Annotated in this window: 14 protein-coding genes; 5 read left to right on the top strand and 9 right to left on the bottom strand. The window is 70.0% G+C overall.

The window, feature by feature from the left end:
- Positions 1 to 87: 87 nt before the first annotated feature.
- The gene (locus tag AB0H82_RS28315) at positions 88 to 1,314 is read right to left on the bottom strand and encodes a helix-turn-helix domain-containing protein (protein ID WP_362997575.1); all 1,227 of its coding nucleotides are present in this window, start codon (positions 1,312 to 1,314) and stop codon (positions 88 to 90) included.
- A 293-nt stretch (positions 1,315 to 1,607) separates the two neighbouring features.
- Between AB0H82_RS28315 and AB0H82_RS28310 the strand changes: the two genes are divergently transcribed.
- Genes AB0H82_RS28310 through AB0H82_RS28290 form a run of 5 tightly spaced genes read left to right on the top strand, consistent with a single transcriptional unit; the run spans position 1,608 to position 6,495 of the window.
- Positions 1,608 to 2,399, top strand: coding sequence for an ABC transporter ATP-binding protein (locus AB0H82_RS28310; protein ID WP_362997626.1), 792 nt, complete (start codon positions 1,608 to 1,610; stop codon positions 2,397 to 2,399).
- The gene (locus AB0H82_RS28305; RefSeq protein WP_362997573.1) at positions 2,396 to 3,202 is read left to right on the top strand and encodes an ABC transporter ATP-binding protein; all 807 of its coding nucleotides are present in this window, start codon (positions 2,396 to 2,398) and stop codon (positions 3,200 to 3,202) included. The genes AB0H82_RS28310 and AB0H82_RS28305 overlap by 4 nt, the downstream gene beginning before the upstream one ends.
- Positions 3,199 to 4,089 (top strand): branched-chain amino acid ABC transporter permease, encoded by an 891-nt coding sequence (locus AB0H82_RS28300; RefSeq protein WP_362997571.1) that lies wholly within the window; start codon positions 3,199 to 3,201, stop codon positions 4,087 to 4,089. Before AB0H82_RS28305 ends, AB0H82_RS28300 begins: the two co-directional genes overlap by 4 nt.
- On the top strand, positions 4,082 to 5,215 hold the full coding sequence (locus AB0H82_RS28295; protein ID WP_362997569.1) for a branched-chain amino acid ABC transporter permease: 1,134 nt from the start codon (positions 4,082 to 4,084) through the stop codon (positions 5,213 to 5,215). The genes AB0H82_RS28300 and AB0H82_RS28295 overlap by 8 nt, the downstream gene beginning before the upstream one ends.
- On the top strand, positions 5,212 to 6,495 hold the full coding sequence (locus AB0H82_RS28290) for an ABC transporter substrate-binding protein (protein WP_362997567.1): 1,284 nt from the start codon (positions 5,212 to 5,214) through the stop codon (positions 6,493 to 6,495). Before AB0H82_RS28295 ends, AB0H82_RS28290 begins: the two co-directional genes overlap by 4 nt.
- A 67-nt stretch (positions 6,496 to 6,562) precedes the next feature.
- Here the strand turns inward: AB0H82_RS28290 and pssA are convergent, their stop codons facing one another.
- The 8 genes from pssA to AB0H82_RS28250 all read right to left on the bottom strand — a co-directional run bounded on the left by pssA (position 6,563) and on the right by AB0H82_RS28250 (position 15,545).
- Entirely contained in the window at positions 6,563 to 7,417 is an 855-nt protein-coding gene (pssA, locus tag AB0H82_RS28285) for a CDP-diacylglycerol--serine O-phosphatidyltransferase (RefSeq protein WP_362997565.1), read from the bottom strand.
- Complete coding sequence (locus AB0H82_RS28280) at positions 7,404 to 8,060, bottom strand: phosphatidylserine decarboxylase (RefSeq protein WP_362997563.1); 657 nt, start codon at positions 8,058 to 8,060, stop codon at positions 7,404 to 7,406. Before AB0H82_RS28280 ends, pssA begins: the two co-directional genes overlap by 14 nt.
- Positions 8,061 to 8,230: 170 nt before the next feature.
- Positions 8,231 to 9,436, bottom strand: a complete 1,206-nt coding sequence (locus AB0H82_RS28275) for an acyl-CoA dehydrogenase family protein (protein WP_362997561.1) — start codon at positions 9,434 to 9,436, stop codon at positions 8,231 to 8,233.
- A 4-nt stretch (positions 9,437 to 9,440) separates the two neighbouring features.
- Positions 9,441 to 9,965 carry a MaoC family dehydratase gene (locus tag AB0H82_RS28270; RefSeq protein ID WP_362997559.1) on the bottom strand — a complete coding sequence of 175 codons (525 nt, stop codon included), beginning with the start codon at positions 9,963 to 9,965 and terminating at the stop codon, positions 9,441 to 9,443.
- Between the two features lie 6 nt (positions 9,966 to 9,971).
- Positions 9,972 to 10,937, bottom strand: coding sequence for a CoA ester lyase (locus AB0H82_RS28265; protein ID WP_362997557.1), 966 nt, complete (start codon positions 10,935 to 10,937; stop codon positions 9,972 to 9,974).
- Positions 10,934 to 12,961, bottom strand: coding sequence for a methylmalonyl-CoA mutase family protein (locus AB0H82_RS28260; protein ID WP_362997555.1), 2,028 nt, complete (start codon positions 12,959 to 12,961; stop codon positions 10,934 to 10,936). The genes AB0H82_RS28265 and AB0H82_RS28260 overlap by 4 nt, the downstream gene beginning before the upstream one ends.
- A gap of 22 nt (positions 12,962 to 12,983) precedes the next feature.
- The gene (gene ccrA, locus AB0H82_RS28255) at positions 12,984 to 14,345 is read right to left on the bottom strand and encodes a crotonyl-CoA carboxylase/reductase (RefSeq protein WP_362997553.1); all 1,362 of its coding nucleotides are present in this window, start codon (positions 14,343 to 14,345) and stop codon (positions 12,984 to 12,986) included.
- Positions 14,346 to 14,741: 396 nt separating this feature from the next.
- Positions 14,742 to 15,545 carry a TetR family transcriptional regulator gene (locus AB0H82_RS28250; RefSeq protein ID WP_362997550.1) on the bottom strand — a complete coding sequence of 268 codons (804 nt, stop codon included), beginning with the start codon at positions 15,543 to 15,545 and terminating at the stop codon, positions 14,742 to 14,744.
- Positions 15,546 to 15,634 lie beyond the last annotated feature (89 nt).

Raw genomic sequence — 15,634 nt, 5'->3', positions numbered from 1 at the left:
GGGGTTCCGCGGGGGCGTCTGCCGGGTGCGGGTTGTGTTGGGTTGCTCGCGTAGTTCCCCGCGCCCCTCAGGGGGCGGCGCCCCTCCCTACCCCGGGGTCAGCCTGTGCGCCTCCACCGCCAGCGCCACCTCGACCAGGTCCCGCGGTCTTGCCAGCGAGCGTGAGGTGAGCTGTTCCAGGCGGCGCAGGCGGTTGAACACCGTGTTGCGGTGACAGTAGAGGCGGCCGGCCGCCCGGCCCGCCGAGCCCTCGCAGGCCAGCCACGCGTCCAGCGTCTCCAACAGCACCGCCTGGTCCGCCGGTTCGAGGGCGAGCACCTCACCCAGCACGTCCTTCACCAGGCGCCCCGCCAGCTCGGGCTGGCTCACCACCAGGGCCGTCGGCATCCGCCGGTCCAGGCGCACGATGCCCGTCGCGCCGGGCGGGCAGGTGCGCAGCGCGAGCTCAGCGAGCCGCCGGGCGTGCCCCAGCTCCGCGAGCCCGCCGACCACGGGGCTGATCCCGCCGGGGCCGGGGCAGCGCCCGTCGAGCAGCCGGGCGAGACCGTCCAGACCGCCCTCCTCGCCGTCACCGGCCGCGCCGAGCGCCACCACGCCGACCTCGCAGTCCGTCCGCATCCGCCAGATGAAGCGGAACCCCGCCCGCTGGATCTGCCGGTGGAACGCCTCGCGGCCGTCGCGCCGGTCCACGCGGAGCACCACCACCGCATACCGGCCGTGCTCGGGCAGGTCCAGCCCTGCCGCCGCGCGCGCCGCGAGCCCCGGCGCCGAACGGCCCTCCAGAAGCGCGTCGAGCAGCGCCTGCAGCTGCTCGTCCGTGCGCCGGCGCAGCTCAAGCTCCGTCGCACGGTACGCGTCGGACGCCACCGCGGCCTGGGCGTCCACCGCCGACCACACCATCGTCGCCGAACGCATCAGGACCGCGAGCTTCTCCGGGTCCTTGCCCGCCGTCCCCTCCAGGAGCGAGTCCCACACCAGATAGCCCGCGTTGCGGTACGAGTGCACCACCAGGTCGAGGGGCAGGCCCTGCTGGGCCCGGCGCCGCCCCGCCTCCTCCGCGTACTCCAGATCGCGGCGCGGCGAGGCCCGCGGGGCGGAGATCGCCTCGATCCCGATCCGCATGGCCTCCTCGGCCTCCCGCCACTGCACGTCGTACGGCAGCACGCGCCCGTACACCGGCGAGTGCTCGCCCAGCTGCCGCAGATGCTCGTCGACCAGCTCGGGCAGGCGCGGCAGCAGAGCCGTGCACGCCTCCTTGAGGAGTTTCCAGTCGTGTCCGGTTTTGGGCCTGCGTCCGCTCTTCGTTCCGGTCATCGTCACCCCCGTCGCCGTGCTCCAAGACGTCGTCGTCCGGAGGATGCCACCCGCCGGGCCACTCCGGCAGGCCCCTGACACGCGGTGTTGTGCGCGTGCACAACCGGGGGACGCCGCCACTGGTCCCCCGCAGCGTTTCGCCCGCTGCCCGTGGACGGGCCGCTCCCGCGGTGCTGGGGTGAGCGCCACGCGACGGCGGACGGCCGGACGGGACGAGAGGGCGATACGTGGCTGGATCCGATGTGAAGGGCGCCGGGAAGGCCGGGCCCGGCGCCCGCGGCGGGGGGCTCGTCGTGCGGGACGTGTCGGTGGGCTACGGCCCCGTGCGGGCCCTGCGCCGCGTCTCGCTCGACCTGCCCGACGGCGCCGTCGTCGCCGTGCTCGGCGGCAACGGCGCGGGCAAGTCGACACTGCTGCGCGCCATCTCGCGCACCCTCTCCTTCCAGGGCGGGACGCTGACCTCGGGCGACATCCACTTCGACGGGCGGCGCCTCGACGGCCTCGCACCGGACCGGGTGGTGGCCGCCGGAATCTCCCAAGTCCCCGAGGGGAGGCAGGTGTTCGCCCGGATGTCCGTCACCGACAACCTGCGGGCCGGGGCGCTCGGCTCCACCGGTTCGCGCGCCACCAAGGCGGCCGCCCTGCGGCGCGTCCACGACCTCTTCCCCGTCCTCGCCGAGCGCGGCGCCCAGCGCGCCGGGCTCCTCTCCGGCGGCGAGCAGCAGATGCTCGCCGTGGGCCGGGCCCTCATGGCGTCCCCGCGCCTGCTCCTCCTGGACGAACCGTCCCTCGGGCTCGCGCCGTTGATGGCCGCCCGCATCGCCGACACCATCCAGGAGATCAACGCGCAGGGCATCTCGGTGCTCCTCGTCGAGCAGAACGCCGCCCTCGCGCTGCGGCTCGCCTCCACGGCGTACGTCCTCGACGTCGGCGAGGTCGCCCTCGCGGGGCCCGCGGACGAACTCGCCGCCTCCGACGAGGTGCGCCGCCGCTATCTGGGCGTGGTCGACGAGGACGCGGCGGCCGACGCCACCCGCGGCCTCGGCGCGCTGCCGACGCTGCCGCGCTGGGAGGCCGAACGGTGACCGCGACGACCGTACCGCCGCTGGAAGTACGGGACCTGACGGTCCGCTTCGCCGGGCTCACCGCCCTCGACGCCGTCAGCTTCACCGTCCGCCCCGGCACCGTGCACGCCGTCATCGGACCCAACGGTGCCGGCAAGTCGACCTGCTTCAACGTCCTGTCCGGCGTCTACCGCGCGAGCGGCGGCAGCGTCCGCTTCGGGGAGCACGAGCTCACCGGCATGCGCCCGCACCAGATCGCCGGACTCGGCGTCGCACGGATCTTCCAGAACCTCGCCCTGCCGCCGCGCGCCACCGTCGCCGACAGCTTGCTGCTCGGCCGGCACCGCCTGACCCGCACCGGCTTCGTCGCCGCCGGACTCCGGCTGCCGTCGGCCGCCCGCGAGGAACGCAGGCACCGCGAACGCGTCCGCGAGATCGCCGCGTTCGTCGGCCTCGAACACCAACTCGACCTGCCCGCGGGCGCCCTGCCCTACGGACAGCAGAAACTCGCCGAGCTGGCCCGCGCCCTGTGCATGGAGCCGCGCCTGCTGCTCCTCGACGAGCCCGTCGCCGGCATGACCGCCGACGAACGGCGCCGCACCGCGGCCGTCATCGCGGGCGTCCGCGACAGCCTCGGCATCTCGATCGTCCTGGTGGAACACGACATGGGGGTGGTGATGCGGCTCGCGGACGCGGTGACCGTACTCGACTTCGGGCGCCGGATCGCCGACGGCGCACCCGGCGACGTACAGAACGATCCGGCGGTCGTACGCGCCTACCTGGGCGAGGGCGGCCGGACCGGTGAAGGGGAGATACGACCGTGACCACCTTCACCGAACTCTTCCTCAACGGGGTCTCGATGGGCTCCGTCTACGCCCTCATCGCCCTCGGCTTCGTCGTCATCTTCCGCGCCACCGAGGTCGTCAACTTCGCCCACGCCTCGCTGCTCCTCGCGGGCGGCTATGTCACCGCATCCCTCCACGACGACCTCGGTTTCTGGGCGGCGCTGCTCGTCGGCATCGCGGGCGCCGCGGTGGTCGGGGCGGCCGTCGAGTTCCTCGTCATGCGCCGCTACCGAGGCTCCGACCACAGCGTGCTCGCCATCGTCACCATCGGCGTCGACATCCTGCTCACCACCGAACTCACCCGCCGCCTCGGCACCGACGTCCTGCCGCTCGGCGACCCGTGGGGCGACGACGTGCTGACCGTCGGCTCGATCTCCCTCGCGCACACCCGCATCGCGGCGTTCGTCGCGGCGGCGCTGCTCATCACCGTCTTCCTCCTCGCCTTCCGCTACACCTCGTGGGGCGTGGCGATGCGGGCCGCCGCCGAGAGCCCGGAGACCGCCGCGCTGATGGGCGTACGGCTCGGCAGGGTCTCGCTCGGGGCGTGGGCGGTGGCGGGCGCGCTCGCCGCCGTGGCCGCGCTGTTCCTCACCGTCTTCCCGACGCCCGGCCTGGAACGCGCCACGTCCCTCGCGGCGCTGAAGGCGTTCCCCGCCGCGATCCTCGGCGGCCTCGACTCCACGACGGGCGCCCTGGTCGGCGGCCTCGTCGTCGGCGTCACCGAGTCCCTCGCCACCGGCTACCAGAGCGAGCTCAGCTTCCTCGGCCGTGGCCTCGGCGACCTCGCCCCCTACCTCGTCATGACCGTCATCCTGCTGCTGCGGCCCGCCGGGCTGTTCGGCACGAAGGAGCTCTCCCGTGTCTGAGGTCTCCGAGGCCGCCGCCACCCGCCCGGCCCGCTCCACCCCCACCCCCACCGCCGCCCGTACGCGGCTCGGCCGCCCCCGCACCTATCTGTGGGCAGCCGCCGCGGTCCTCCTGCTCGCCGTGCCGTTCTACCTGGACCGCTTCTGGCTCCAGGCGGGCCTCTTCGCGATGGCCGCCGCCATCGGCGCGATCGGCCTCAACCTCCTCACCGGCGCGACGGGCCAGCTCTCCATGGGCCACGCCTTCTTCCTCGCCATCGGGGCGTACGGCTACTGCGTCCTCGCCGGCGACGGAGGCGAGGGCCTGACGGGGCTCGGCCTGCCCAGCTGGCTCGCCGCGACCCTCGCGGTGGCCGTCGCCGGGCTCGCGGGCGGCCTCTTCAGCCCCATCGCGGGCCGCCTGAGCGGCGCCTACCTCGGCATCGCGACCCTCGCGCTGATCTTCATCGGGCAGCACGTGCTCTTCAACGCCCACGACCTGACGGGCGGCTCCAACGGGCGCGACGTACCGCCCCTCGACCTCTTCGGCATCACCTTCGACGAGAGCGAGGTCGTGATCGCGGCCGTGCCGTTCGGCTCCGCCGAGAAGCTCTGGTACGCCGGGCTCGTCCTGCTCCTCGGCTGCGGCCTCTTCGCCCGCGGCGTGCTGCGGGGCCGCCCGGGACGCGCCATGAACGCCATCCGCGACCACCGGGTCGCCGCCGGTGTGATCGGCGTCCCGGTGGCCCGCTACCGCGCCGGCGTCTTCGTCCTGTCGTCGATGTACGCGGGCCTCGCCGGGGTCCTGCTCGCCCTGGTCTTCCAGCGCACCGTGCCGGACTACTTCGGCATGACGCTCTCCCTGGAGTACCTCGCGATGATCGTCATCGGCGGCCTCGGCTCGGTCGCGGGCGCGGTCGCGGGCGCCGCCCTCGTCTCGCTGCTGCCCCAGCTGCTCACCCGGTACAGCGACGCGCTGCCGCTCGTCTCGGCGCCCGGCACCGGCGGGATCTCACCGGGTGAGGCGTCCCGGTATCTGTACGGCGCCGCCGTCGTGGCGGTGGTGCTCTTCCTGCCCGGCGGCCTGGCGAGGATCGCCGCCCGGCGCAGCAAGCCAAGACCAGGCACTCCAGGGGAGGAAGCATGAACACACATAAGACACACAAGACACTGACCAGGGCCACAGCGGCCGCCACAGCGGTCGCGGCGCTGCTCGCGCTCACCGCGTGCAGCTCGAAGGCCAAGGACGACGACGGGGCGAAGGACGACCAGGGCGCGGGAGGGGTGAAGTCCGGCGAAGGGGTGACGAGCGAGACCATCGATCTCGGCGTGCTCACCGACATGACCGGCGTCTACGCCACCCTCGGCAAGAGCGTCACCCAGGCCCAGCAGCTCTACGTCGATCAGACCAACGCGGACGGCGGCATCTGCGGCCGCAAGCTGAAGCTGACCGTCCGCGACCACGGCTACGACCCGCAGAAGGCCGTCGCCGCCTACACGGAGCTGGAGCCCAAGGTCCTCGGCTTTGCCCAGTTCATCGGCTCCCCGTTCGTCGCCGCCGTCAAGCAGCGCATCGACGGCAGCAAGGCCCTGGTCCTGCCGCAGGCCTGGTCGGCGAACCTGCTCGGCAGCCCCTACGTGCGCGTGATCGGCTCCACGTACGACCTGGAGACGATCAACGCGATCGACTTCCTGATGAAGGAGAAGGGCCTCAAGAAGGGCGACAAGCTCGGCCACGTGTACTTCGAGGGCGACTACGGAGAGAGCGCCCTCAAGGGCTCGAAGCACATGGCGGAGGACGCGGGCCTCACCGTCGTCGAGCAGAAGATCAAGCCCACGGACAACGACATGACCGCCCAGGTGTCCGCCCTGAAGAAGGCCGGCGTCAAGGGCGTCGTCATCAGCGCGGGCCCCCGCCAGGCCGCGTCCCTGGTCGGCGTCGCGGCGGCGGGGCGCTTCGACGTCCCCGTCATCGGCAACAACTCGGCGTTCGCCCCGCAGCTCCTCGCCACCCAGTCGGGCCCGGCCCTCACGAAGAACTACTACGTGGCCTCGCCCACCCTGCCCATCGGCGCGGACACGACGGCGGCGAAGAAGCTCGTCGCCGACTACAAGAAGGCCCATCCGAAGGACTCCCTGGACAACGGAGTCGTGGCGGGCTGGACGGCCGCGTCCGTCTTCGGAGAGGCCCTGAAGAAGGCGTGCGAGGACAAGGACCTCACCCGCGAGGGCGTCGACAAGGCCCTCCTCACGCTGGACGACTTCGACTCCGGCTTCGGCGTCACCCAGAACTTCACCGACCCGAAGGCACCCTCCTCCAAGGAGAGCGTCATCCTCCAGCCGGACAAGAAGGCGACGGGCGGCATGAAGGTGGTGCGCCGGCCGGGCGCGGCCAAGGCGGCGGAGAGCTACACCGCCGGGGGGTGAGGTTTTCCACGGCAAGCAAAGGGGGCCTGAACCATACGGTTCAGGCCCCCTGGGCTACGTACAAGCGTTACGGCAACTGCGCCGCCCGCGCCTCACGCCGGTTGCCCCGGAAGTTGTTCACCCTCCGAGCCGTGGCGAAGAGGGGAATCACCGCCCCGAGGACGAGCTGGAGCGCGCACCCCGTCTGGAGGAGCAGCTGGCCGCCCGGCGCGTCGAACGCCCAGGCCGCCAGGAGCCCCATCGCCGCGACGATCCACGAGAGCATGGCCACCGCGAGGGGACCCCGCGGCTTCGGGTACTCGACGCGGCTGACCATGAGCCAGGCCGTGCCGATGATCGCGAGGAGCGTCGCCACGAAGGGCAGCTCCAGGAGCACGATCGAGACGACCGTGAGCGCCCCGAAGGGCGACGGCATGCCCTGGAAGGTGCCGTCCTTCACGGTCACGCACGAGAACCGCGCAAGCCGCAGCACCACCGCCAGCAGCACGACGATCGCGCCGACCGCCGCCACCCGCTGGTGGGCGTCGTCGGCGACCATGCCGTAGACGAGGACGAAGTACGCCGGCGCCAGACCGAAGCTGATCAGGTCCGACAGGTTGTCCAGCTCCGCGCCCATCGGCGAGGACCGCAGCTTGCGGGCCACGAGCCCGTCGAACAGGTCGAAGACGGCCGCGCAGAGCATCAGGATCACGGCGGTCGCGGCGGAGTGCCGCGCCATGCCGCTCTCGGTGCTGCCCTGCACGTACGGGATGAGGATGCCCGTGGTGGTGAAGTACACCGCCATGAACCCGCACGTGGCGTTGCCGAGCGTGAGGGTGTCCGCTATCGACAGGCGCAGTGAGAGAGGCATCTCCTCGTCCGCCTCGTCCTGCACCGCCTCGGGCACCCAGCCCGCTTGTGTCTCTGGATCAACCACGGTCAATGCGAGTCACCCCAGCCACGGTCTTCTGACCGACCTCGACGTCCACCTCGACACCCTCGGGGAGGTAGATGTCGACGCGCGAGCCGAAGCGGATCAGACCGATCCGCTCGCCCTGCTCCACCTTCGACCCCTGCGGGACGTACGGCACGATGCGCCGCGCGACCGCGCCCGCGATCTGGATCATCTCGATGTCGCCGAGCTCGGTGTCGAAGTGCCAGACAACGCGCTCGTTGTTCTCGCTCTCCTTGTTGAACGCCGGGACGAACCCGCCGGGGATGTGCTCCACGGACGTCACCGTGCCCGCCAGGGGCGCGCGGTTGACGTGGACGTTCAGGGGGCTCATGAAGATGGCGACGCGGGTCCGCCCGTCCTTCCACGGCATGATGCTCTGCACCACGCCGTCGGCGGGGGAGATGACCCGGCCCTGAGCGATCTCGCGCTCGGGGTCGCGGAAGAACCACAGCATGCCCGCCGCGAGAGCGGTGGCGGGTACGGCCACGGCCGCGGCGCTCTTGGAGCGGCGCGCGCGGGCGAGGCTGAGTGCGGCGGTGGCGACGGTCGGCAGGAGCCACGGCGATGCTCCGCGAGCAAGGCGTCCCTGAAGAATGCCGTCGCGTGGTGCAGAGGTTTGGCTGTGGGGCATGGATGACCTTCGTAGCGGATGATGCCGCGCAGTGAACGGGGGACGGCGGCTTTTTCCGGATGTTATCGGTTGCGAGCCACAACTGGGCAAGCCAGGAAGCCGAGTCAGCGGCCGAAGAGTGTTGACAGGGTGTGATCTTCTTCTCGGCGAAAGTGGCCCAAACCGGGCATCTAGCCCTGGAATCGATACTCTTCGAGTAGCCGTCGGCCAATGATCATTTTCTGGATCTCGGCGGTACCTTCACCGATCAGCAGCATGGGAGCCTCCCGGTAGAGCCGCTCGATCTCGTACTCCTTCGAGAAGCCGTAGCCCCCGTGGATCCGGAACGCGTCCTCCACGACTTCCTTGCAGTACTCGGAGGCGAGGTACTTCGCCATCCCTGCTTCGAGGTCGTTTCGCTCCCCCGAGTCCTTTTTGCGCGCTGCATTCACCATCATCGCATGGGCGGCCTCGACCTTGGTAGCCATCTCGGCCAGCTTGAACTGGATCGCCTGGTGCTGGGCGATGGCCTTGCCGAAAGTGTGACGTTGCTGGGCATACGACACGCCGAGCTCGAACGCACGCTGAGCGACGCCGCAGCCACGCGCCGCGACATTGACGCGTCCGACCTCGACACCGTCCATCATTTGGTAAAACCCTCGGCCGGTGACCCCGCCGAGCACACGATTGGCCGGAATTCGCAGCCCATCCATGATGAGTTCGGTCGTGTCGACGCCCTTGTAACCCATCTTGTCGATCTTGCCGGGGATGGTGAGGCCCGGCCGGACCTCACCGAAGCCGGGCTCCTTCTCGACAAGGAACGTGGTCATCGACTTGTGGGGCGCCGTGCCTTCAGGGTGTCCTTCGTCACTTCGGCACAGGACGGCCACCAAGGTGGACGTACCGCCGTTCGTCAACCACATCTTCTGGCCGTTGAGGACATACTCGTCGCCGTCCTTCACGCCCTTCGACGTGATCGCCGACACATCGGAGCCGAGCGCCGGCTCCGACATCGAGAACGCGCCCCGCACCTCGCCGGCCGCCATGCGCGGCAGGAAGGTCTCCTTCTGCTCCTGCGTGCCGTGCTGCTTGAGCATGTAGGCGACGATGAAGTGGGTGTTGATGATGCCGGAGACCGACATCCAGCCGCGCGCGATCTCCTCGACGCACAGCGCGTACGTGAGCAGCGACTCGCCCAGGCCGCCGTACTCCTCCGGGATCATGAGCCCGAAGAGGCCCAACTCCTTGAGGCCGTCGACGATCTGCTGCGGGTACTCGTCGCGGTGCTCCAGTTCGGTCGCGACAGGAATGATCTCCTTGTCGACGAAGTCCCGGACGGTGGACAGGATCTCCCGCTGGATGTCGGTGAGACCGGCGGTCTGCGCGAGTCGGCTCATGGGTTCACTTCTCCGTGCTCTTTGAAGGGGCCTTCAGCTCGGGGCGGCCGGGCTGCTCGCCGCCGCGCTCCTTGATGTACGTCTCGGTGGGCACCATCACCTTGCGGCGGAACACGCAGACGAGCGTGCCGTCCTGCTTGTAGCCCTTGGTCTCCACGTGGACGATCCCGCGGTCGCTCTTCGACTTCGACGGCGTCTTGTCGAGGACCGTCGTCTCGCCGTAGATCGTGTCGCCGTGGAAGGTCGGCGCCACGTGCTTCAGGGACTCGACCTCCAGATTGGCTATCGCCTTGCCGGAGACGTCCGGCACGGACATGCCGAGGAGCAGCGAGTAGATGTAGTTGCCCACGACGACGTTCTTCCCGAAGTCCGTCGTCTTCTCCGCATAGTTCGCGTCCATGTGGAGGGGGTGGTGGTTCATGGTGAGCAGACAGAAGAGGTGGTCGTCGTACTCCGTGACCGTCTTGCCGGGCCAGTGCTTGTACACGGCGCCGACTTCGAACTCTTCGTAGGTGCGGCCGAACTGCATGATGTCCTACGCCTCCGGGGCCTCGAACTTGGACGTGCGCCGCATCCCCGCCGCACGGCCCTTCCCGGAGATGACCAGTGCCATCTTCCGGCTTGCCTCGTCGATCATCTCGTCGCCGAGCATCGCCGAGCCCTTCTTGCCGCCCGCCTCGGACGTGTAGTACTCGTACGCGTCCAGGATCAGCTCGGCGTGGTCGAAGTCCTCCTGGGAGGGCGAGAAGACCTCGTTGGCGGCCTCCACCTGGCCGGGGTGCAGGACCCACTTGCCGTCGAAGCCGAGCGCGGCGGCGCGGTTCGCGACCTCGCGGTAGCCGTCCACGTTCTTGATCTGGAGGTAGGGGCCGTCGATGGCCTGGAGGTTGTTGGCGCGGGCGGCCATCAGGATCTTCATCAGGATGAAGTGGTAGGCGTCCGCCGGGTAGCCGGGCGGCTGCTCGCCGACGACCAGGGACTTCATGTTGATCGACGCCATGAAGTCGGCCGGGCCGAAGATGATCGTCTCGACGCGCGGGGAGGCCTCGGCGATCGCGTCGACGTTGTTGAGGCCCCGCGCGTTCTCGATCTGCGCCTCGATGCCGATCTTGCCGACCTCGAAGCCCATGGTCTTCTCGATCTGGGTGAGGAGCAGGTCGAGCGCGACGATCTGGTCGGCCGTCTGGACCTTCGGCAGCATGATGCAGTCGAGGTTCTGGCCCGCGCCCTCGACGACCGTGACGACGTCGCGGTACGTCCACTCGGTCGTCCAGTCGTTGACGCGCACGACCCGCGTCTTGCCCGTCCAGTCGCCCTCGTTGAGGAACTTGACGATGGTGTGCCGGGCCTCCGGCTTGGCGAGCGGCGCGCAGGCGTCCTCCAGGTCGAGGAAGACCTGGTCGGCGGGGAGGCCCTGGGCCTTCTCCAGGAAGCGCGGGTTCGAGCCCGGTACCGCCAGACAGGAGCGGCGGGGGCGGAGCCGGTTGATGGGCGCGGTCATGCGGGGACCTCCAGAGGGTCGAGGTGGTTCGCTTTCCGGATCTCGTCGACGATACGGCCGATGATCTCGGTGATGCCGAAGTCCTTGGGGGTGAAGACGGCGGCCACACCCGCCGCCTTCAGGTCCTCGGCGTCGCTGTTGGGGATGATGCCCCCGGCGATGACGGGGATGTCGGGGGCGCCGGCCTCGCGGAGCCGCACGAGCACGTCCGGCACGAGCTCCGCGTGGGAGCCGGAGAGGATGGAGAGCCCGACCGCGTGCACGTCCTCGGCGAGCGCCGCGTCGACGATCTGCTCGGGCGTGAGGCGGATGCCCTGGTAGACCACTTCGAAGCCGGCGTCCCGCGCGCGCACCGCGATCTGCTCGGCGCCGTTGGAGTGCCCGTCGAGGCCGGGCTTGCCGACCAGGAAGCGGAGCCGGCCGCCCCCGAGGTCCTCCGCCGTCCGTGCGACCTTCTCGCGGACGAGGGCGAGCGGCGTGCCCTCTTCCGCAGTGACCGCCACAGGAGCGCTTGAGACGCCCGTAGGAGCCCGGAACTCCCCGAAGACCTCCCGCAGGGCCCCCGCCCACTCGCCGGTCGTCACACCGGCGCGTGCGCACTCCAGGGTGGCCTCCATCAGGTTGCCCGTCCCGGCGGCCACCTCCTTGAGCCGCTGCAGGGCCTTGCAGGGGCGCGGGTGGTTGAACGGCGGCTGGTAGCGGGTGTCGCGCCAGTGCTTCAGGGCGCTCACGACACGCGCCTCGACCGCCGGGTCGACCGTCATGATCGCCGCGTCCAGGTCCGAGGTGAGGGGGCTCGGCTCCGTGGACTCGTAGGAGTTCACGCCGACGATCTTCTCCTGGCCCGACTCGATGCGCGCCCTGCGCTCTGCGTGCGAGGAGACGAGCTGCGACTTGAGGTAGCCGGACTCGACGGCGGCCATCGCGCCGCCCATCTTCTCGATGCGGTCCATCTCGGCGAGGGACTCGTCGACGAGCGAGGCCACCTTGGCCTCGACGACGTGCGAGCCCTCGAAGATGTCCTCGTACTCCAGGAGGTCGCTCTCGTGTGCGAGGACCTGCTGGATGCGCAGCGACCACTGCTGGTCCCAGGGCCGGGGGAGCCCAAGGGCCTCGTTCCAGGCGGGCAGCTGCACGGCACGCGCGCGTGCGTCCTTCGAGAGCGTCACGGCCAGCATTTCGAGCACGATGCGCTGGACGTTGTTCTCCGGCTGGGCCTCGGTCAGGCCCAGCGAGTTGACCTGCACGCCGTAGCGGAACCGGCGGTGTTTCGGGTTCTCGATGCCGTACCGCTCGCGCGTGACCTGATCCCAGATCCGCCCGAACGCCCGCATCTTGCACATCTCCTCGATGAAGCGGACACCCGCGTTCACGAAGAAGGAGATGCGGGCCACGACGTCCCCGAACTTCTCCTCGGGGACCTGCCCCGAGTCGCGTACGGCATCGAGAACCGCGATGGCGGTGGACATCGCGTACGCGATCTCCTGGACCGGTGTGGCCCCCGCCTCCTGGAGGTGGTAGCTGCAGATGTTGATCGGGTTCCACTTGGGGATGTGCGCCACCGTGTACGTGATCATGTCGGTGGTCAGCCGCAGGGAGGGACCCGGCGGGAAGACGTGCGTCCCGCGCGAGAGGTACTCCTTGACGATGTCGTTCTGTGTCGTCCCCTGGAGCTTGGTGATGTCGGCACCCTGCTCCTCGGCGACCACCTGGTAGAGCGCCAGGAGCCACATGGCGGTGGCGTTGATCGTCATCGAGGTGTTCATCTGCTCCAGGGGGATGTCCTGGAACAGCCGTCGCATGTCGCCGAGGTGCGAGACCGGCACGCCGACCCGGCCGACCTCGCCGCGGGCGAGGATGTGGTCGGGGTCGTAGCCGGTCTGCGTGGGCAGGTCGAAGGCGACCGAGAGACCCGTCTGCCCCTTGGCGAGGTTGCGGCGGTACAACTCGTTGGACGCTTCCGCCGTGGAGTGACCGGCGTAGGTCCGCATGAGCCACGGCCGGTCCTTCTGACGCTCTGTCATGTTCCGCTGCTCCTCAGTGCGTTCAGACGTTGCGGAAACGGTTGATCGCGTCGATGTGCTGGGCCCGCAGCTCCGGGTCGCGCACGCCCAGGCCCTCCTCGGGCGCGAGGGCGAGGACGCCGACCTTGCCCTGGTGGAGGTTGCGGTGGACGTCGTAGGCGGCCTGGCCGGTGTCCTCCAGGCGGTACGTCTTGGAGAGCGTCGGGTGGATCTTGCCCTTGGCGATCAGGCGGTTGGCCTCCCACGCCTCGCGGTAGTTGGCGAAGTGCGAGCCGATGATGCGCTTCAGGGACATCCACAGGTAGCGGTTGTCGTACTCGTGCATGTAGCCCGAGGTCGAGGCGCAGGTGGTGATGGTGCCGCCCTTGCGGGTGACGTAGACGCTGGCGCCGAAGGTCTCGCGGCCGGGGTGCTCGAAGACGATGTCGATGTCCTCCCCGCCGGTGAGCTCGCGGATGCGCTTGCCGAAGCGCTTCCACTCCTTCGGGTCCTGGGTGCGCTCGTCCTTCCAGAACTTGTAGCCCTCGGCGTTGCGGTCGATGATCGCGTCGGCGCCCATGGCGCGGCAGATCTCCGCCTTCTGGGGGCTGGAGACGACGCAGATGGGGTTGGCGCCGCCCGCGAGCGCGAACTGCGTGGCGTACGAACCGAGTCCGCCGCTCGCACCCCAGATCAGCACGTTGTCGCCCTGCTTCATGCCGGCGCCGTTGCGGGAGACCAGCTGGCGGTACGCGGTGGAGTTCACCAGGCCCGGCGAGGCGGCCTCCTCCCAGGTGAGGTGGCCGGGCTTCGGCATCAGCTGGTTGGACTTGACGAGCGCGATCTCGGCGAGGCCGCCGAAGTTGGTCTCGAAGCCCCAGATGCGCTGCTCGGGGTCGAGCATCGTGTCGTTGTGGCCGTCGGAGGACTCCAGCTCGACGCTGAGGCAGTGCGCGACGACCTCGTCGCCCGGGTTCCAGGCGTTCACGCCGGGGCCGGTGCGCAGCACGACGCCCGCCAGGTCGGAGCCGATGATGTGGTACGGCAGGTCGTGGCGCTTGGTGAGCTCGCTGAGCCTGCCGTACCGCTCCAGGAAGCTGAAGGTGGACACCGGTTCGAAGATCGAGGTCCACACGGAGTTGTAGTTGACCGAGGAGGCCATGACGGCCACCAGGGCCTCACCGGGGCCGAGTTCGGGGATCGGCACATCGTCCAGGTGGAGCGACTTGCGCGGGTCCTTGTCGCGGGTCTCCAGGCCCGCGAACATCTCCGTCTCGTCCTTGTGCACGGTGATCGCGCGGTACGAGTCGGGCAGGGGGAGAGCGGCGAAGTCGGCGGACGTGACCGCGGCGGTGCCGCTCGCGGTCGCGGTCTGGGCCTGAATCGCGTCCAGGATTTCCTTCACGGTTTTGCCTCCGGCGAAGAAGCGTCTGAGGGGAACGCTCTTAAGGGTTGCGTCTGGTGCTGAAGTTGCGGTGGAGGATGTGCCGTCGGTTCGGCGAAGGGTGGTGCTCGGCGACGCCTTGGTGGGGCGTGGGAGGTGCCTGTGACGCAGGCGTCCGGGCGCACAGACCGTGGCCTGAGGGGACAGCCGACGTACGGATGATCTCTGCACGCCGGCCGCCCGGACAACATCAACGTATGGCACCGCGTGCCAGTCGGCAAGACACTGGGTGCCAGAAGTTTTTGACCGATGATCGATCAGTGCAGGTCAGAGGGGGTGGCGACATGACGGAGGGGGCGCTACCGGTCGGTAGCGCCCCCTCAAAAGCCGAGGACGAAATAGCTCAAAAGGCGTCTATCAGCGCTCGCGCAGCGCCTTCTCGATGGTGCGCATGACCTCGTCCAGCGGCGCGTCCGTGCGTGCCACCGTGACGAGCACCTCACCCTGGGCGGAGACCGTCGCGGGACCCGAGGCGGGCAGGGTGTCGCGGCCCGCGCCGATCCCCGTGCCGAAGGTGCGGCGGACGATCGAGAAGGCGTGGTCCAGCTGGGTCTCCACGTCGCCCTGGCCGCCCGCCCGCAGCCAGCGCCGCAGCACGTGGTTGTGGGCGGTGACCACCGCGGATGCGGCGACCTCGGCGAGCAGCGGGTCGTCGTTGCCGTCGTGGTGCGCGTGCTCGTCGAAGTGGCCGAGGAGATAGCGCGTGAAGAGCCGTTCGTAGCGGGCCACCGAGGCGATCTCGCGCTCCCGGAGCGTGGGGACCTCACGGGTGAGGCGGTAGCGCTCCACGGAGACCGCGGGCGACGCCGCGTACATCTTCATGACTTCCTTGATGCCCCGGCACACCGTGTCCAGCGGGTGCTCGTGCGGCGGTGCCGCGTTGAGCACGGCCTCCGCGCGGATCAGGGTGTCGTCGTGGTCCGGGAAGATCGCCTCTTCCTTGGAGCGGAAGTGCCGGAAGAAGGTCCGGCGGGCGACTCCGGCCTGCGCGGCGATCTCGTCGACCGTCGTCGCCTCGTACCCCTTGGACGCGAAGAGCTCCATGGCCGCGGCCGCCAGCTCCCTGCGCATCTTGAGCCGCTGGGCGGCGGCACGGTTGCCCGCGGCGCTCTCGGGGGCGTCGGGGCTGGTGTTGCGTGAGGACTTGGCGGCCTTGGACATGCCACGAACGTACTGCATATGCGCGGCGCGGTGCTCCAGAGGGACGGGACCGTGCTTCTGGGGGGAGGGGCTGCCCGAGGGTTCGAGCA

It is taken from the genome of Streptomyces sp. NPDC050732 (genome assembly GCF_040654255.1).
Classification (GTDB): Bacteria; Actinomycetota; Actinomycetes; order Streptomycetales; family Streptomycetaceae; genus Streptomyces.
The sequence above is the reverse complement of the archived record's forward strand: the minus strand, read 5'-3'. Positions and strand labels throughout refer to the sequence as shown.